The sequence below is a fragment of the Bacillus sp. 0909A genome, assembly GCF_036765115.1.
In the GTDB taxonomy this organism is placed as follows: Bacteria; Bacillota; Bacilli; order Bacillales; family Bacillaceae; genus Bacillus; species Bacillus mojavensis.
The window spans coordinates 196,772-213,734 of record NZ_JBAIZU010000003.1 but is presented as its reverse complement, the minus strand read 5'-3'; the positions used below and the strand labels follow the sequence as shown (position 1 = coordinate 213,734).

Sequence of the window (16,963 nt, the reverse complement as noted above, 5' to 3'; positions counted from 1 at the left end):
GTCGCAGTATTACTTTTGCTCATCTGTGTTGCGTGTCAGAACCTTATCAATCAAGCCGTATTCCATTGCTTCTTCGGCTGATTTGAAGTTATCGCGGTCAGTATCGCGCTCAATGACTTCAAGCGGCTGGCCTGTGCGTTCAGCAAGCACTTTGTTTAATTTGTCGCGAAGCAAGAGAATGCGTTTCGCAGCAATTTCAATTTCTGTTGCCTGACCTTGCGCTCCGCCAAGTGGCTGGTGAATCATAACTTCACTGTTAGGAAGCGCATAGCGTTTGCCTTTTTCTCCGGCAGCAAGCAGGAACGCACCCATTGATGCAGCCATACCGATACAAATTGTAGATACCTTCGGCTTAATAAACTGCATGGTATCATAAATCGCCATACCGGCTGTGATAGAGCCGCCCGGGCTGTTGATGTAAATAGAAATATCTTTTTCAGGGTCTTCTGCTTCTAAGAATAAAAGCTGTGACACGATGGAGTTCGCAACGTTGTCATCAATCGCAGATCCAAGCATGATGATACGATCCTTTAATAAACGAGAATAAATGTCATACGCTCTTTCCCCGCGGTTCGTTTGTTCAATGACTGTAGGTATTAAATTCATAATGCTCCTCCTTCACCTTTTAGGTAAGTATGTAGTTACATGATACATTTTTGGTCAATAAAGGTCAAACAAAAAGCTGGCTTGACATGCAAACTCTTCTCTTTTTCCCATTTTCCCCAAAAATACAACGGTTCAAACCATCGTATGTGAGGTTCTGAAAGAAGATGATGTGTCTTCTTAAAAAAACAGCCCTTTCAAATAGAGGGTTGTTTTTTTAGCTGAAATGCCGTATAATGAGTTATGCTGACGTTATCATCACGCAGTGAAAATATGTCAATATGCGCTCGTAGCTCAGTTGGATAGAGCGGTGGTTTCCGGTACCACGTCTGTCGGGGGTTCGAATCCCTCCGAGCGCGTCCAATAGAACAACAGGAAAGACAAGGGTTTGGCGATTGCCGCTCTTGTCTTTTTTGTGTTGTGTCAAGAAAACATTCTCGCAAATACATAATTTTTCCCCCTGCAGGGCATCGTAGGTAAATGAACAGTATAGAATTTGCTAAGGAGGATGACAATGGGAATTTTAAGCGGTAATCCGCAAGAAGAACCGATGCATTATGGTGAGGTATTCAGCTTGTGGAGTTATGTGATGGCGGGAAATAAAATGATCGGCAATTATCAGATGTTATTGCATCATGTTGGTGATGCCGACTTAAAGAAGCTGCTTCATGAGTCCATTGAGAAGTGTCAAGATGAAATCAAACAGGTCAGCAATATCCTGAAAGAAAACGGCGTGGCGCTTCCGCCTGCTTCTCCTGAGCCGCCGGACGCAGATCTAAACGAGATTCCGCCGGGCGCGCGGTTTCTCGATCCAGATGTGGCCGCTTCTGCAGCGGCGCAGAATGCTGCGGGTCTTGTGACATGCAGCAAAATTATGGGGCAGTCGATTCGCGAAGACATTGCCATGATGTTTGGGCAATTTCATATGAGCAAGGCAGCAACAGGAGCAAAATACTTAAGGCTGCTGAAAAACAAGGGCTGGCTGATCCCACCGCCGCTTCACCTTCATAAACATCAAGATGATGAGTAAAAGATAAAAGGCATATACAGCTATCTGTATATGCCTTTTATGATTAAGACGTAAGACGCAGGCCGATGACACCGGCAAGTATCAGGCAAAGAGAAATCAGCTGAGAAAACTGAAACCGTTCCTTAAACCAAATCAGGCTGACTGCTGTTACGCCTATGCTGCCTATACCGGTCCAAACGGCATAAGCAACACCGGATGGCAGGATTTGCATGGCCTGTGAAAGGCAGTAAAAAGATAAGGCAAATCCGGCAGTCATCACAATAATGGGCCATTTTTTCTTTGTGCCGTCTATATATTTCATGGCGATCGCAGCTATAATTTCTTCGATACCCGCAATGAATAATAAAAACCACGCCATTATTTTTCACCTCTCGGCTGAGTTTTACTTTCTTTTGTGAAAAGCTTCATTCCTAAAATGCCGGCTAGCAGCAGCATTAAAAAGAAGAGTTGGGCTGCTGAGAAGGATTCGCCTAAGTAGATCCCGGTCGTGTAGGTTCCGACCGTTCCAATTCCGACAAATACAGTATACGCCGCGGCCATAGGGATTTTTCGATAAGAGCGGATTAACAGTATAAAGCTTATCGCTATTAATAGAAATACGATGATCCAATCAAAAAGCGTATCCGCATGTTTGAGGGAGGAGGCCCAAACCACTTCTAGAAGCCCTGCTATCAAAACAAGCATCCAATACAACATAAACACCTCTTTTTATGAATGAACGTCAGTCATTTTTAGATATTAAAAAATGAGCGGTGTCACCCAGTCATTTTTTAAGCTTTACCTAAGCTTCGTTTTAAGAATGTAAAAATTTCTTTTTTAGATACTTCAAGATTTTCATCTTGTTCAAACCCGATATAAAACCGTTCTGCTGTGTTCTCAACTAAATTGATGATGGTTCTTGCCGTCCACTTTGCATTGATGCCATCAATCACATCTTGGCTTTCAACCGCCATATTAATGATGTTCTCCAGCCAGGAATAATAAGGCTGATAAATGGTCTCCCATTTTTCCATGGAATGGTCGATGGCAAGCCCCGAGTAGCAAAGGACAATAATATCTTTATGGCGCTCTGTGATGTGAAACGTCTCATCAATTAAGGTTTGTAAGACGGTCCAAAAATCTTCCTCGCCATTCAGTCTTCCTTTAATTTGCTCTAGCGTGTGAGTGAGAAGGTTTTCCGCTATGGCCGGAATCAAAGCATTTTTGGATGAAAAATATAAATAAAACGTTCCTTGGGCAGTCCCGGCTTTTTTTACGATATCTGAAATGGAGGCCTTATCGAGTCCCTTTTCAGAAATAACTTCAATTGCCGCCTGCAGAATCTTTTCATATTTTCCTGATGTTTGTTTTGGCATGAGGAGCACCTCCTGTAATGACTGACTATCATTCATTTTATCTCGAATGATGGGTGTTTGTAAAGCGAAAAAAGAAGCAAGAGAAACTCCTGCTTCTTTATTTATCATAATCAATCGCGGCTTTCGGGAGCCCGGTATACTTTGCCCAGTAATAAATCGCAAGCGAGCCGACAGCAACCAAAATGAGATCGACGGGATTGCTGATCATGCCTAGGCCATGCCCGAAAGAGCCGATATAGGAAAAAATCAGCATCATGACATAAAATCCGACGAGCCACCAGGCTGATTTCAGCTGCTGGGCAAGGCTTACATCTTCTTTAGGCGCGTATTTGCTGAAACAGAGATAGATCAAAAACATGACGAGCTGTGAGCCGAGAAGCCAGGAAACGGTTGTCCATCCTGACCAGTACACAATAAACGCCGTAAAAATAAATGAAAGCGGCCCGATAATGCTCATTCCTTTTAAATAAAACGGCCTGTTTAAGTCCTTCGCATTTACTCTCAGTGCGGCTGAAGAAATCGGCGCAATCGCATAAGAAAGGATTAAGGCAACAGAACAAACATTGACGAGCGCGTTCCATGAAGGAAAGGGAAGCGTCCAGAATATCGAGAGACCGAACGAAAGCCATAGAGACGCCCGGGGGGTACCGGTTTCTTGATTGACCTTTGAAAATACACGGAATAACGTACCGTTCCGTGCCCAGGCGTAAACGAGACGAGATGTCGTATTCATAAATATATTCCCATTTCCTCCGGGGGACAGAATCGCATCCAGAATGACAAGCGTTGCAAGCCATCCTAAACCAAGCATGACCGCAATATCTTTAAACGGCAATGAAAACTCACGGCCGATTGCCGGCCAACCGTTTTTCAGCGTTTCTGTCGGAATCGCACCGATAAAGGTAACTTGCAAAACAGTATAAATGATGGTGGAAACGATAATACAGATAATTAATGCGATTGGGATGTTACGCTTCGGGTTTTGCACCTCACCGGCAACAGATACAATAGGGTGCAGCCCAAGATATGCAAACATGACACCCCCGGTCGAAATGGCGGCCTGTATGCCTGTAAAACCAAAAGGCGCAAACCCTTCAACCGATAAGTTCCCCGGCTGAAAATGAAAAATCAGCACAATAATGATCGTGACCGGAACGATATATTTAAAAATAGAGATAATGAAATTGGCCTTTGCAAAGGTTTTGACGCTCCAATAATTCAGCAGGAAAAACAAGCAGAGCAAGGCAAACTGCAAAATCCAGCCTGCGATAGTCGGGGAGTCAGAGCCCTCTTTGGTCAGGCCCGGAAACCAATAGGCCACATATTGCCGGACAGCTGTGACTTCAATCGAAATCAGGCTTGTGTAAGCGACAATTGTGACAAATGAAATTAAATAGCCGACCAGATGGCCGTGTGAATAAACTGGATACCTAATGATGCCTCCAGTGCGGGGCAAAGCGGCTCCGAGCTCCGCGTACACCAGTCCGATTAACAGAATAATGGCTCCTCCCATAATCCAGGAAAAAGCGCCGGAGGGTCCTGCTTTTGAAGCGACATTACTGACAGCGAACAGCCATGCTGATCCAAAGATAGCACCCATCCCGATCAAAATCAGATCAAACAGCGACATCGATTTTTGAAAATTTCCTTGTTTAGACATCCGCTTCCTCCTTAGAAACCAGCCTTATATTTCTTACAATGCCCAATATGAAACAGACAATACGCACCTGCTGATTGCTTTTGGCTCTCGCAAAAAAACAGATGCAGCAAGCGCTGCATCTGTCTTTATTGATGAATCGTATCGAAATGTTTCACTTTTATATCTGTAAAGGAAGCTGAGCCGCCTTCAGAAAAAAGAGTAATGCCTTTATCCTCGGATTTTGGGAACACTTCATTTGAAAAAACGGTTTTCCCGTCACCGACAAACACTTCTATCGTTGTTTTATCAACGAGTATTTTTAAGTGCACATTTTGTTTGCTGCTGTCAAAGGGCGCTTTGCTTTCAACGAACCTTTTGCTTTTATCAGGCTGGTCTGTGAAAGCTCTGTTGACATACGCATAGCCGCCTTCAGCAAATATGCCGACATCAATATGGCGTTTTTTGTCTGCCGATTCTCTCAGCCGGACGCCGGCGTTTTTCATATCTGACCAAGAAAGATCCATATCCAGCTGATACGTATCGCCTGTTATGGACAGGGTTTTGGAGCCGCTGACATTCAGTTCTTTCACTTCGTCAGTGGAAGCGGAAAGCTGCTGCAATGCTTCAACAGGCTGTGAGACGAGGCTGTATGTGCCGTCCTGCTGCTGGAGCCGGATTTCACGCACGATTGAATCTGTGCCGTTAAAGCCATTTTTTCTGGTCGGCGTGTTATTCGCATAATCCCAATTGTTCATCCAAGCCAGCGCGTAACGCTTATTCAATTGATCTGTGTTTTTCCCGTCCTCAAACGTTACGCCTCCGTACCAGTCAAATCCGTAATCAAGCCATTGGGGTTCGGTTTGATCCGCAGAAAATTCTTTTCCGTCAAAGCCTCCGGTCCAGTAGGCGTACGTATTGGGTTTGCCCCACGGTTTCCCGTTTGCGCTTGCGCCGAGAATCCACTTCGTCGTCCCGTCACTTGCCCGCATCATGTATAGGTCGGGGCATTCGACCATGCCTGCCTGCTTCGTAATGAAACCGCTTGTGTACTGCCAATCCTTTAAATTATCGGATTCATAAAAGCCGATTTTTGTTCCTTCGGCCATGACCATTACCCATTTATGATCCTGATCATCCCATATGACTTTAGGGTCTCTGAAATCATTTGTTCCCGGATTGGGCATAATGGGATCATCAGTGTAGGGCTTAAATGTTTTCCCTTTGTCTGTGCTGTACCATAAATGCTGCTCCTGCTTTTTGTCTTTGGCTGAAGGCTGAGTCACAATGGCGACAAGTGCATTTTTGCCAAAGCCGGCTGTATTTTCTTTATCGATGACAAATGATCCGGTCCAGATGTCGCCGTTTGGATTTGTGTATTTTGGAATCGCAACGCCTTCATCTGTCCAATGCACCAAATCCTCTGATACGGCATGCCGCCATTCTGTGCCGTTGCCGTTTGGATAATCCCCGTTATACAGATAATAGTAATGATACTCTCCATCGAAATAGATGGGTTTCTGTGGGTCGTTTTTCCATTTGTCAGGAGCCGTAAAATGATATGCCGCCCGGTAGTCCGGCTTATGGGTTGATTTTGATTTTTTAACCGGTTCCTCGTTTGGCCATAGGTTTATAAACAAAAGGGTTCCTAAAAAGATGAGGAATACCGCTGACCATTTGTATGTTTTTTTATATGTCATTTCGGATTCTCCGCTTTATGATTTTAATAAGAAATAAAAGAAAATGCCAATAGGGAATCGGCATTTTCTTTTGCGTTTATTTGTTAACTGTTAGTTGGCCTTGTTCAAGGATGCTGTTTTTTACAACAGATGTCTTTTTGCCTTTGATGTTCAATAAGAAGCTTGGCGCGAACGTTGCCTGTTTGTCTGCATAGAAGCCTCTGTTTGTCATGTAGCTTGTAATAACGACATTGTTACCTTCAGCTTGCGGTACGGCGAAGTGTGAGTAAGTAAAGGTCACATCGTTAGGATCAAGGTCCATTTTCAGCACAAGGCCGGTTTTGTTCAGCGGCTTGTACGGGCCTGTTAAGGAGTTGGAAACATAACCTAGCATGTAAATATCGTTAGACGTAATGCCGTCGATTGTCATTTTTGATCCTCTAGAGTCAGTGAACAGATACCATTTGCCGTTCATTTTGAAGACATTCGCACGTTCGATTTCGTCAGTTACTGTGTTAGACGTAATTAACGGCTTCATGACTTTCTTTAATGTGTAGTCATCATTAAGCTCAATAATGCCAAGTGCGCCGTTAGCTAATTCTGCAGTGCGTTTCTTATCGCTTTGCAGAAGTTTTTGACTTTCTTGACGGAAGAATGATGAGCTTTTGCCATAATAAGCTTTGTTAAATAAAGATTCTTCGCCTTGGTAGCCGTCTTCAGTTCCTGTGTTTGCTTCAAATACCAGGTATTTGCGGCCGTGATCTTCCACATAGTGAGGGTCTCTCAGCGTATGGTTATCGCCTGAACTATAGTTACCCTCATCAATGAACTGCTGAACATTTTGATATGTTTTGCCGTCGCCGTCAAAAATTGATTTGTGATCCTCTACACCGTTAATCGTAAGAGAACTGTCTGACGTTGACACGTTAACCTGCGCAGTTGTCAGTGTTTGTTTGCCGTAATGTTTACCGGAAAAGTCAGTGTAGAATAAACGGATTTTGCCATCAGATGTAAATGTAGCTGATCCTGACCATTCTTGTGTTTGATCTTTTAAGATGGGATCATTTGCGTCAAACTTGTCACTGTCTTTAAAAACACGGCCTGCGTTTTTCCAGCTGTCAATGGAAGTCTCGCCAACTTTTTGATAGAACATGTAAATTGATGTGTCATCCGCGTTTTTAGGGTCTCCGGCTAATGCAAAGACAATGTGATAGCCGTGATAGTTTGCAACTGTGCCGTCCGCGTTTTGCAATGGCCAGCTGTCCCACACGTCCAAACCTTTTGCGGAAGAGATGTTTTTAATCTTCGATTGGTCAAATTCAGGCACCTGATATTTTTCATTCTTTTGCTGTTCAGGGATTTGCAGCATGTCGTGGCGGGTAATATGGGAAATGCCGTATGTTTCTTTATACGGTTTGTGATCTGCTTCTTTCGCAAACGCTTGAGTCGCGCCTCCTGCCAGCAGTGCGGTTGTAAAGGTTAATGCTGTTGCCTGTTTGGCAAACTTTTTGATGTTCATCGTTCATGTCTCCTTTTTTATGTACTGTGTTAGCGGTCTGCTTTCTTCCAGCCCTCCTGTTGAGTGGCAAGTCGGTTACGTGCAATAAAAAAAGACCTAAAATATGTAAAGGGGTGACGCCAAAGAATACACTTTGCCCTTAACACATTTTAGGTCTTGCCTGCTTTATCAGTAACAAACCTGCGTAATTTACTTTTCGACATTATTCTATTAGACACTGAATCTTATTTCAACGGGTCTATTTTCCCCTTTTGTTTGATAGAAAATGAATAAAAAGATTTTAAGAGTACAGGTCTTAAGGACTAATCAGGCTGATTATTTCTTTACATCTTCTATAGGTTATCACAAGCTTTCACATGGGTATAAAGTTCCTTTTTATCAGGCCGATCCGAACAACACAAAAGTGATAAAAAAGTGTAAATTCATAAATAACGACAGTATAAATAAAGCTATTTCAGTAAAAAAAGATCTTAAATGGAGGTCCTATTTCTTCTTGTATATAAGTATTGACTTATATAATCAGTGAATTATACAATGAACGCGGAAGGGAGCTGATGCTTTCATGAAGCATGCCTTGACATCTATTGAAATCAGTCACTGCCTGAAGCTTCTTCATGATCAAACCAGGCTTTTGATCTTGAAGCTGCTGGAGGAAAAAACATACTGTGTCTGCCAGTTTGTCGATATGTTTGACATGAGCCAGCCAGCTATCAGCCAGCATCTGCGGAAGCTGAAACAGGCTGGATTTGTGAATGAAGAGAAAAAGGGGCAGTGGCGGTTTTATTCCATTAATTCGGCTTGTCCTGAATATGGATTGATTCAATCGATTCTCGGTCACATCAGGTCAGATGATGACGTGTTGCAGTCTATTCAGAAAAAAGAAACTCAAGTTTCTTGTAAGTAGGAGGTTCTCGTTTGAGTTCAGCAGTTTTAGCAGCAATGATCTTTATTCTTACACTTATTTTTGTTATTTGGCAGCCGAAACATCTGTCAATTGGCTGGTCAGCCTGCGGGGGAGCGGTTTTGGCTTTGCTTGCGGGGGTTGTGAGCGTGAAGGATGTGGCGGACGTTACCGGCATTGTATGGAATGCCACTCTGGCGTTTGTGGCGATTATTCTCATCTCGCTCATTTTAGACCACATTGGCTTTTTTGAATGGGCTGCTTTGCATATGGCAAAGGCGGCTAAAGGGAGCGGCCTGCGTATGTTTATTTATATTTCCGTTTTAGGCGCTGTCGTGGCGGCGTTTTTTGCCAATGACGGTGCGGCGCTTATTTTAACGCCAATTGTGCTTGCGATGATGCGGGCTTTGCGTTTTGAAGAAAAGCTGGTGTTCCCATTTATTATTGCGAGCGGGTTTATCGCTGATACAACATCGCTTCCGCTTGTGGTCAGCAACTTGGTGAATATCGTGTCGGCCGATTTCTTTCACGTCGGGTTCATTGAATATGCGGCACGGATGATTGTCCCGAATCTCTTTTCACTTGCGGCAAGCATACTCGTTTTATACTTATTTTTCAGAAAAGGGATTCCGAAACATTATGATCTCAGTCAGGTGAAGAAACCGGCTGACGCCATTAAAGATATAAACATGTTTCGTATGTCATGGCTTGTGCTGGGCATGTTATTAATCGGTTATTTTGTAAGCGAAATATGGTCCATCCCCGTATCCTTTATCGCCGGTGCGGTGGCTGTTTTCTTTCTTATTATGGCGAAGAACAGCCCGGCCGTTCATACGAAGCAGGTGGTCAAAGGGGCACCGTGGGCGATTGTGTTTTTTTCCATTGGGATGTATGTCGTCGTGTACGGGTTAAGAAACGCCGGCTTAACAGACCTTCTGTCCAGCGTTATACAGACAGCCGCGGATCAGGGGCTATTGGCGGGAACCATTGGAATGGGCTTTATCGCGACTATTTTATCATCGGTAATGAATAACATGCCGACCGTCATGATTGATGCTATTGCGATAGCCGGTACAGATACACATGGAATAATGAGAGAAGCCTTAATTTATGCAAATGTCATCGGTTCTGATCTGGGACCGAAAATCACGCCGATTGGGTCGCTGGCGACGCTGTTATGGCTTCATGTTCTCGCTCAAAAAGGAGTGAAAATCTCTTGGGGGACATACGTGAAAACAGGGATTATCCTGACGGTTCCGACCCTGCTCATTACTTTATTCGGCCTTTATATCTGGTTATTGATCATTCACTAAAACATTGGGAGATGAACAAACATGCCTAAAAAAACCATCTACTTTTTATGCACGGGCAACTCCTGCCGCAGCCAAATGGCTGAAGGCTGGGCGAAACAATATCTAGAAAATAAATGGAATGTATACAGCGCGGGGATCGAAGCGCATGGGCTCAATCCGAATGCTGTAAAAGCAATGAAAGAAGCGGGGATCGATATATCGGGCCAAACATCAGATATCATCGATCCGGCTATTTTAAACAGTGCTGATCTTGTCGTGACGCTTTGCGGAGACGCGGCTGATAAATGCCCGATGACGCCGCCTCACGTCAAGCGCGAGCATTGGGGCTTTGATGACCCTGCAAAAGCGGAAGGATCCGAAGCGGAAAAATGGGCGTTCTTTCAGCGTGTTCGTGACGAAATTGGCGAGCGGCTCAAACGTTTTGCGGAAACAGGGAAATAAGCTGGAAAAGCCGGGAGAATCGTCTTCCGGCTTTTTTTGGGCTCTCATCGAGGCGATTATGATGGCTGGCCGCAGATAACAGAGAGCTACCAAACGATATTGACGTTGCTGATTCTCGTAATGGCAATTTAAATGTAGATTGAACTTATATCTTTTTATAGGTCTTGTAATAGAAGCAGTAATCCGTTTTGGAACTAGCAGCTATCATTTTTGTTTTTGAGTTTAGTCGGGCAGATACCGTTTCAAAGCCTGTAACGATCAATATAATAATGTATTGCGAAAGCAAACAAATAATAGAAGCGAAAGAAAACGTATAAGGAGGAATAAGTCCATGCCGCCAAGGCCAACTAAATGGATTAAGAGGAACGATCGACCGGAACCTCTTTTATCACCAAGTGTCATGCAAGGAAGAAATGGAAATTCCCCATCCGCTCAACAAAATCAGCTCTTTGCACCAACTACAGCAAATGTGAGCCAGCCTATTTCCGCTTTCAGAGCCACCAGCAATGCGAATCTGTCAGTGGCTGCAAATGCAGCTAGCGGAGTTCGATTTCAAAATGTACAATTTGATTTGGCGAACGAATATAACCCCAACACATCTACATTTTCACCGAGAACAGCAGGCGTATATTCTCTTAACGCATCAGTTGAGTTTCAATCCAATGCGAATGTTGACTTCAACTTAGAAGTCGTATTTCTTGTGAATCAAAATGTGGTAGGAGGAAATAACGAAACTCAAGCAGGGAATCTCCCGGCAGTTGTAGCCATTTCGGAAATTCTTGAGTTAAACGCCGGAGATACAGTGACAGTTGCAATGAGAAGTACTGCTGCCGGATTCATTCAAGCGACTACGAGAACCCGTTTTGCAGCTGCCAGAGTTCCTTCTCCGACTGCGTAAAAAGGAGATTTTGATTCAATGTAAATCTAAAGTTGATTTTTCCTGTTTGAGGATTGATCAGCTTTTTTTATATTTTCAAAATAATTGAAACATTAATAAGCTCAGTATCGTACAAAAAAGGGGAGGTGGAGCTATGAAGCAGAAGAAAAGGAAGGAACTTAAGACTTTATTTGAAACATTAGGCGAAAGAAAACATTTCAACGGGGCGGTTTTAGCCGCAGAGGATGGCGACATCTTATACCATCACGCTTTCGGTTATGCGGATTTGCCGGAAAAACGGCTTTTGCAAGAAAATTCTTTGTTTGAGCTGGCATCACTATCAAAGCCTTTTACAGCGCTGGCAGTTGTTTTATTGGAGGAGAAAGGGATGCTTGGTTATGAGGATACGGTCGAGCGCTGGATTCCCGGATTTCCATATGAGGGCGTTACAATTCGGCACTTATTGAACCATACATCCGGGCTTCCGGAATATATAGAGTGGTTTTTTGCCAATTGGAATAAAAGCAAGATTGCAGTGAATCAGGATGTAGTGGATATGCTGATGAATGAGCAGCCTCCTTGCTATTTTGCTCCGAATGAAGGCTGGCTGTACAGCAATACGGGGTATGTGCTGCTGGCAGTTTTGATTGAGAAGGCATCCGGCATGAGCTATGCGGATTTTTTGAAACAGCATATTTTCACCCCGGTCGGTATGGCGAACACAAGAGTATATAACAGAAGGCTGCGTCCTGAGCAGATCGATGACTATGCGTATGGATATGTGTATGATGTGCATTCCGGCCAGTACGTTCTTCCAGATGACCTGGAGGAAACGAGCTATGTTGTGTATCTGGATGGAATACAGGGAGACGGTACAGTGAATTCTGTCACAAGCGATTTATTTCGATTTGATCAGGCTTTATATCAGGACAAATTGATCAGCAAGGCTTCTAAGGAAGCCGCATTTTCTCCTGTACAACTCAGCAATGGGGAAACGGTTGACTACGGATTTGGCTGGGTGCTGCAAAACAGTCCTGAAAAAGGACGGATTGTCAGCCATAACGGAGGGTGGCCCGGCTATTCGACGATGATGATCCGATATATAGATCATCGTAAAACGCTGATCTATTTGAGCAATATGGAACAGGATGCTGATTATGAACAAGCGATACTGAAGGCGGCGGAGAATATTTTATTTGACCAGCCTTATAAGATCCCGGAACGTCCAGCTGATAAAAAGAAAAAAGAAATTGATACAGCGATTTACAGCCGCTATGTTGGCAGATACTCCTTTCACGATGGTACCGCTGCGACGGTGACAGCTGAGAATGAGCGGCTGTATCTGCAAATCACCGGACAGATGAGGTTTGAATTATTTCCTTCCTCGGAAACCCGTTTCTTTCTGCAATCATTGCCTGTTGAAGTTGAATTTATGTTAGGGGATGATACTGCGAAAAGTTTTATCGTTTATCAGGACGGAACAGAGGGAGAAGCGGTCCGGACGAATTAGAAAGGAATGAATGTGATGATTGGGATATTAGCTGGAATGGGGCCAAAATCGACCTCTCCGTTTTTAGATAAGGTCATTGATTACTGTCAGAAGCTGTATGGCGCTTCACATGATATCGACTACCCGCAAATGATGATTTATTCCTGTCCGACCCCTTATTATGTCGATCGCCCTATCAATCATAATGAAATGAAAAAAGCGATTATCGATGGGGCCGTCAAGCTGGAGAAAACCGGTGCGGACTTTATTTCTCTACCTTGTAATACGGCACATGTCTATTTTGAAGAAATCCAGCAAGCATTGTCGATTCCTTTGTTACATATCATTGAGGAAACGATGAAGGCGCTCCCGGATTCAGCGCAAAAAGTGGCTGTTTTAGGAACGGACTCAACCATACAATCCTGTATTTTTCAAAAAGGTCTGAAGGCGGGCGGATATGAGTTTATTCATGAGACACATTGGCAGCAGGAAATCAATCAGCTCATCGCCGCGATCAAACAACCGAATCATGTTCAGAAAACTCAGGACATATGGCGGGAGCTATACTTGGAAATCAGTAAAAGAGCGGATCTCATCATTTCGGCTTGCACAGATTTAAACACGGTGTTAGATCATGTTCACGGTGATATCCCGATTATAGATTCCTCTGATTGCCTCGCAAAAAGCACGGTCAGCACGTATCTTGCCTATCAAAATGAACCATTCAACAAGGGCTGTATGTAATCGGCTCTTGTTTTTTTGTGTTCTTATCGTTTGACAGCCTCATGCAATGGTGTTAAATTAAACATGTAAATAGTTACATGATTTCTTCTGAAGGTCAGGTGGTGCTTATGAAGAAGCCAGTTTTAAAGAAATTCGTCTCTCTAGACATTAAGGTTGATCCTCCAATCACCATTGGTGAGACAGGTTTAGGGCTGAGACGATGGATTCCGATTCGATCGGGAACAGTAACCGGAGAAGTGGAAGGACGTATTTTGCCGGGCGGAGCTGATTCGCAAATCATTCGCGCTGACGGCAAAACAGATTTATCTGCCAGATATGTCATAGAAACAGCAGATCATGAGCTGATTTACATTGAAAACAATGGAATACGGCAAGTCAGCGAGCCGTTCCGAACACGAGCAGCGGCCGGGGAAATGATTGACACCGAGCATGTTTATTTCCGCACGGTGCCGACATTTGAGACAGGCAGTGAAACCTATCAATGGCTGCATGACCGCTTGTTTATCGGTTCCGCAGAGAGAACCCCTGATTACGTTCGATTAGACATTTATGAAGTAGAGTAAAAGACTAAGGAGAGTGTGAAATATGGATAACTTTATCGGAAGCCACATGATTTATACTTACGAAAACGGTTGGGAATACGAGATTTATATTAAAAATGACCATACAATTGATTATAGAATTCATAGCGGAATGGTGGCCGGACGCTGGGTTCGGGATCAGGAAGTGAACATTGTCAAACTGACAGAGGGCGTATATAAAGTGTCTTGGACAGAACCGACAGGTACAGATGTTTCATTAAACTTTATGCCGAATGAAAAACGCATGCACGGCATTATTTTCTTCCCGAAATGGGTGCATGAACATCCTGAAATTACGGTCTGCTACCAAAATGACCACATTGACCTGATGAAAGAATCACGCGAAAAATACGAAACCTATCCAAAATACGTAGTGCCCGAATTTGCTGAAATTACATTTCTGAAAAATGAGGGAGCCGATAATGAGGAAGTCATTTCTAAAGCGCCTTATGAAGGAATGACAGACGATATTCGCGCAGGGAAATTGTAAGAAAACAAAAACCCGGTAAAGAGAGCATTACTTCTCTTTACCGGGTTTTCTTTTTGCTGAGTACGTGGGCACCATCACAATTCCCGCGAAAAACAGTATGATTCCAATCCAGCGAATGGGCTGGTAATAGGCGGTGTCTCGTAAAAAAACGACTGCTGATAAAATGAAAATACACGCTGTCACAACGATGACGGCACCCATGCAGCCTGTTTTTCCCATATGATTCTCCTTATGAGTGTAATAGTTTTTTCCGCTTCTCACCATCAGGATCGTGCTCAATAGAAAGTTTGGAATCCAAAATCAAGGTTTCTCGTTTGTCTTCAGTATAAGCCGGCCATTGTACATCTTCGCAGCTTGGACTTCCTGTTTTTGCGAAGGCAAGCCACGCTGCTTGTATCGTGTGTGAGAGCTGTTTGACCTCATCCGTAATGTCTGCTTGTACCATTCGTTTCAATCCGTTTAGATTGCCGAACACAAACGGCAGTTCCAGTGCGTGAAACGCTTTATTGTACGGCGGCTGGTCCGGGTGCCAGTCGAATCGGTACATCCAGACAGGTGCGTAACGGGATTGGGTGGAAGCGCAGGCGACGGCTGGGCGCCAAAACAGCAAATCGGTCATGATATGAATTTGGCTTTCGAGAGAGCGCGGATACAGATCGGCCGCTTTCTTTGCCAGCGGCTGACCCAATAGATACTCAAGCGCTTCATCAATTGTTTCCTGAGAGTGAACTTCTGAATCCGGCGTGAAAAATAAATACCCTTCATCACGATTTGTTCCGATTAACAGCGGAATGCCGTCAGCGGCTCCTTCAGCGATGGCTTGCTCCGGCTCAGCGGGCAGTGTTTTCGGATCAAGTGCAGGCTGGAAGAACAACTGAAAGATATTTTCATTTTCGGTTTTTCGCAGCTGGTCGGCGGCAGTAAGCAAATCATCCGCAGACACAGTATGCAGCCTGTCCAATTGGTGACGGTCAATTCCAAGGACTCGTAAAAAAGCATCTGCGGTGCTTGCCGCTTTTTCTTTTGTCATGGTTCGGGAAGAGCCGCTTTCTAAGATTGCTTTCTGGAACAGGCCTTTTGCAGCAGGCATGGCTAGCAGCGCGGCAATGCTCATACCTCCCGCTGATTCTCCAAACACCGTTACGTTTTCCGGATCGCCGCCAAACGCGGAGATATTTTCCTTGACCCATTTCAGAGCCGCGGTTTGGTCAAGCAGCCCGAGGTTGTCGGAATACGCTTCATCAATGGAAGATAAATGTAAAAATCCAAATGGGCCCAGCCGATAGTTCAGTGTGACGACAATGACATCCCCTTGAACTGCCAGGTTCGAGCCGTCGTATAAAGGTTCACTGCCCGCGCCGAGATAAAATGCACCGCCGTGAATCCACACCATGACAGGACGATTTTTGCCCGGAGTGTCAGGTGCAAAAATATTTACATACAGGCAATCTTCAGACTGGCGGGGCAGTTCAGGATATGAATGTGACAGTAAATCAGGCGGCTGCGGGCAAACCGGGCCGTACGCAGTTGCGTCTAGTACACCTTCCCAGGCTGCCGGCGGCTCAGGTGCTTTAAACCGCAATTGTCCGACGGGCGGCTTTGCGTAGGGGATGCCTTTCCATATTTGGACACCGTTTTTTGAAATGCCTTTCACTGTGCCGTATTGAGTCTTGACCATTGATTGAGACATAGCATTCTCTCCCTTTTTCCCCCATTATAAACAGATTTGTCCTGATGCGCGAACCTCAGGCCTTATCTGACATTCATTTTCCCATCGTTTTTAAAAAGGATTTGACTTCCTGAACCGTCAGGCCGATCTCTCTCGCTTCCGCCATCAGCGCTTTCCACTCTTCTATATTCGATTCTGTCAGTTTTCGGTTTCGGTAGGAGGCAATTTCAGGCTCCTTTTTCTTCAGGTTGTTCGTAAAAGTGAACAATTCTTCCTTTTCCATTCCGGCTTGAACTGCTTGGACAAGATGCACACGCCATTCTTCCTCTCCGCCGCTGATTTTTTGATACATCATCGTTTCAGCGTCGAATAATTCTGTTAATTCAACATCCAGGGTTGCCGATACTTTTTTTAAAAATTGAACGGACGGATTTGTATGAACGCCTCTTTCAATCTTGCTTAAATAGGATTTAGAAACGCCTGACTCGATAGCCAGCTGATTAATAGAATAGCCTTTTCTTTTGCGGTACAAGCGGATAATTCTTCCAATCATAATATGAAATTCTCCTCTATTCCTGTCGTTATTTCGTTCATTATAAGGAATTTTTCGTTCTTTATAAAATTTAAAATAATAAG

General features: G+C 44.1%; 19 protein-coding genes and 1 tRNA gene. 10 read left to right on the top strand and 10 right to left on the bottom strand.

Annotated elements, in window-relative coordinates; all coding sequences use genetic code 11:
- Positions 1-9: 9 nt before the first annotated feature.
- Complete coding sequence (gene clpP, locus V6D42_RS11320) at positions 10-606, bottom strand: ATP-dependent Clp endopeptidase proteolytic subunit ClpP (RefSeq protein WP_229149359.1); 597 nt, start codon at positions 604-606, stop codon at positions 10-12.
- A 280-nt stretch (positions 607-886) separates the two neighbouring features.
- Between clpP and V6D42_RS11315 the strand changes: the two genes are divergently transcribed.
- Positions 887-962: transfer RNA gene (locus V6D42_RS11315), tRNA-Arg, on the top strand.
- Positions 963-1,117: 155 nt separating this feature from the next.
- A complete protein-coding gene (locus V6D42_RS11310; protein ID WP_010331976.1) occupies positions 1,118-1,633 on the top strand; it encodes a DUF3231 family protein in 516 nt (171 codons plus the stop codon).
- 43 nt (positions 1,634-1,676) lie between these two features.
- Here V6D42_RS11310 and V6D42_RS11305 read toward each other — a convergent pair whose 3' ends face one another.
- The 6 genes from V6D42_RS11305 to sacB form a co-directional block, all read right to left on the bottom strand.
- On the bottom strand, positions 1,677-1,991 hold the full coding sequence (locus V6D42_RS11305) for a DMT family transporter (RefSeq protein ID WP_333513289.1): 315 nt from the start codon (positions 1,989-1,991) through the stop codon (positions 1,677-1,679).
- Positions 1,991-2,326, bottom strand: coding sequence for a DMT family transporter (locus V6D42_RS11300; protein WP_333513288.1), 336 nt, complete (start codon positions 2,324-2,326; stop codon positions 1,991-1,993). Before V6D42_RS11300 ends, V6D42_RS11305 begins: the two co-directional genes overlap by 1 nt.
- Before the next feature lie 77 nt (positions 2,327-2,403).
- A complete protein-coding gene (locus V6D42_RS11295; protein WP_333513287.1) occupies positions 2,404-2,988 on the bottom strand; it encodes a TetR family transcriptional regulator in 585 nt (194 codons plus the stop codon).
- A 97-nt stretch (positions 2,989-3,085) separates the two neighbouring features.
- Positions 3,086-4,648, bottom strand: a complete 1,563-nt coding sequence (gene aspP, locus V6D42_RS11290; RefSeq protein WP_010331972.1) for an aspartate/proton symporter AspP — start codon at positions 4,646-4,648, stop codon at positions 3,086-3,088.
- A gap of 125 nt (positions 4,649-4,773) precedes the next feature.
- A complete protein-coding gene (locus V6D42_RS11285) occupies positions 4,774-6,324 on the bottom strand; it encodes a glycoside hydrolase family 32 protein (protein ID WP_333513286.1) in 1,551 nt (516 codons plus the stop codon).
- A 76-nt stretch (positions 6,325-6,400) separates the two neighbouring features.
- On the bottom strand, positions 6,401-7,822 hold the full coding sequence (sacB, locus tag V6D42_RS11280) for a levansucrase (protein WP_010331970.1): 1,422 nt from the start codon (positions 7,820-7,822) through the stop codon (positions 6,401-6,403).
- Positions 7,823-8,384: 562 nt separating this feature from the next.
- On the opposite strand from sacB, the gene V6D42_RS11275 reads away from it, so the two are divergent.
- The 8 genes from V6D42_RS11275 (at position 8,385) to padC (ending at position 14,658) form a co-directional block, all read left to right on the top strand.
- A complete protein-coding gene (locus V6D42_RS11275) occupies positions 8,385-8,726 on the top strand; it encodes an ArsR/SmtB family transcription factor (RefSeq protein ID WP_333513285.1) in 342 nt (113 codons plus the stop codon).
- Between the two features lie 11 nt (positions 8,727-8,737).
- Positions 8,738-10,036: an arsenic transporter gene (locus V6D42_RS11270; RefSeq protein WP_333513284.1), complete on the top strand. Its 1,299-nt coding sequence runs from the start codon at positions 8,738-8,740 to the stop codon at positions 10,034-10,036.
- A gap of 21 nt (positions 10,037-10,057) precedes the next feature.
- Positions 10,058-10,477, top strand: coding sequence for an arsenate reductase (thioredoxin) (gene arsC, locus V6D42_RS11265; protein WP_333513283.1), 420 nt, complete (start codon positions 10,058-10,060; stop codon positions 10,475-10,477).
- Positions 10,478-10,808: 331 nt separating this feature from the next.
- Complete coding sequence (locus V6D42_RS11260; RefSeq protein WP_333513282.1) at positions 10,809-11,375, top strand: C1q-like domain-containing protein; 567 nt, start codon at positions 10,809-10,811, stop codon at positions 11,373-11,375.
- A gap of 133 nt (positions 11,376-11,508) precedes the next feature.
- Positions 11,509-12,864, top strand: a complete 1,356-nt coding sequence (locus tag V6D42_RS11255; RefSeq protein ID WP_333513281.1) for a serine hydrolase — start codon at positions 11,509-11,511, stop codon at positions 12,862-12,864.
- Positions 12,865-12,879: 15 nt separating this feature from the next.
- Positions 12,880-13,587, top strand: coding sequence for an aspartate/glutamate racemase family protein (locus V6D42_RS11250; RefSeq protein WP_333513280.1), 708 nt, complete (start codon positions 12,880-12,882; stop codon positions 13,585-13,587).
- Positions 13,588-13,694: 107 nt separating this feature from the next.
- Positions 13,695-14,150, top strand: a complete 456-nt coding sequence (locus tag V6D42_RS11245; RefSeq protein ID WP_333513279.1) for a DUF3237 domain-containing protein — start codon at positions 13,695-13,697, stop codon at positions 14,148-14,150.
- A 22-nt stretch (positions 14,151-14,172) separates the two neighbouring features.
- Positions 14,173-14,658 (top strand): phenolic acid decarboxylase, encoded by a 486-nt coding sequence (padC, locus tag V6D42_RS11240; protein ID WP_333513278.1) that lies wholly within the window; start codon positions 14,173-14,175, stop codon positions 14,656-14,658.
- A 27-nt stretch (positions 14,659-14,685) separates the two neighbouring features.
- On the opposite strand, the gene V6D42_RS11235 is transcribed toward padC, so the two are convergent.
- From V6D42_RS11235 to slrR, 3 genes are all read right to left on the bottom strand, one after another.
- Positions 14,686-14,877 carry a hypothetical protein gene (locus V6D42_RS11235; RefSeq protein ID WP_333513277.1) on the bottom strand — a complete coding sequence of 64 codons (192 nt, stop codon included), beginning with the start codon at positions 14,875-14,877 and terminating at the stop codon, positions 14,686-14,688.
- Positions 14,878-14,887: 10 nt separating this feature from the next.
- Positions 14,888-16,348, bottom strand: a complete 1,461-nt coding sequence (locus V6D42_RS11230) for a carboxylesterase/lipase family protein (RefSeq protein WP_333513276.1) — start codon at positions 16,346-16,348, stop codon at positions 14,888-14,890.
- Positions 16,349-16,421: 73 nt separating this feature from the next.
- Positions 16,422-16,880 (bottom strand): HTH-type transcriptional regulator SlrR, encoded by a 459-nt coding sequence (slrR, locus tag V6D42_RS11225; protein ID WP_333513275.1) that lies wholly within the window; start codon positions 16,878-16,880, stop codon positions 16,422-16,424.
- Between the last annotated feature and the right edge of the window lie 83 nt (positions 16,881-16,963).

Bases quoted from the DNA above. Each gene is read 5' to 3' on its own strand.
- V6D42_RS11295 (WP_333513287.1), bottom strand. From the start codon at position 2,988: ATGCCAAAACAAACATCAGGAAAATATGAAAAGATTCTGCAGGCGGCA.
- V6D42_RS11310 (WP_010331976.1), top strand. From the start codon at position 1,118: ATGGGAATTTTAAGCGGTAATCCGCAAGAAGAACCGATGCATTATGGT.
- V6D42_RS11250 (WP_333513280.1), top strand. From the start codon at position 12,880: ATGATTGGGATATTAGCTGGAATGGGGCCAAAATCGACCTCTCCGTTT.
- padC (WP_333513278.1), top strand. From the start codon at position 14,173: ATGGATAACTTTATCGGAAGCCACATGATTTATACTTACGAAAACGGT.
- V6D42_RS11245 (WP_333513279.1), top strand. From the start codon at position 13,695: ATGAAGAAGCCAGTTTTAAAGAAATTCGTCTCTCTAGACATTAAGGTT.
- sacB (WP_010331970.1), bottom strand. From the start codon at position 7,822: ATGAACATCAAAAAGTTTGCCAAACAGGCAACAGCATTAACCTTTACA.
- V6D42_RS11235 (WP_333513277.1), bottom strand. From the start codon at position 14,877: ATGGGAAAAACAGGCTGCATGGGTGCCGTCATCGTTGTGACAGCGTGT.
- V6D42_RS11285 (WP_333513286.1), bottom strand. From the start codon at position 6,324: ATGACATATAAAAAAACATACAAATGGTCAGCGGTATTCCTCATCTTT.
- V6D42_RS11305 (WP_333513289.1), bottom strand. From the start codon at position 1,991: ATGGCGTGGTTTTTATTATTCATTGCGGGTATCGAAGAAATTATAGCT.
- V6D42_RS11260 (WP_333513282.1), top strand. From the start codon at position 10,809: ATGCCGCCAAGGCCAACTAAATGGATTAAGAGGAACGATCGACCGGAA.
- V6D42_RS11275 (WP_333513285.1), top strand. From the start codon at position 8,385: ATGAAGCATGCCTTGACATCTATTGAAATCAGTCACTGCCTGAAGCTT.
- aspP (WP_010331972.1), bottom strand. From the start codon at position 4,648: ATGTCTAAACAAGGAAATTTTCAAAAATCGATGTCGCTGTTTGATCTG.
- clpP (WP_229149359.1), bottom strand. From the start codon at position 606: ATGAATTTAATACCTACAGTCATTGAACAAACGAACCGCGGGGAAAGA.
- V6D42_RS11230 (WP_333513276.1), bottom strand. From the start codon at position 16,348: ATGTCTCAATCAATGGTCAAGACTCAATACGGCACAGTGAAAGGCATT.
- arsC (WP_333513283.1), top strand. From the start codon at position 10,058: ATGCCTAAAAAAACCATCTACTTTTTATGCACGGGCAACTCCTGCCGC.
- slrR (WP_333513275.1), bottom strand. From the start codon at position 16,880: ATGATTGGAAGAATTATCCGCTTGTACCGCAAAAGAAAAGGCTATTCT.
- V6D42_RS11255 (WP_333513281.1), top strand. From the start codon at position 11,509: ATGAAGCAGAAGAAAAGGAAGGAACTTAAGACTTTATTTGAAACATTA.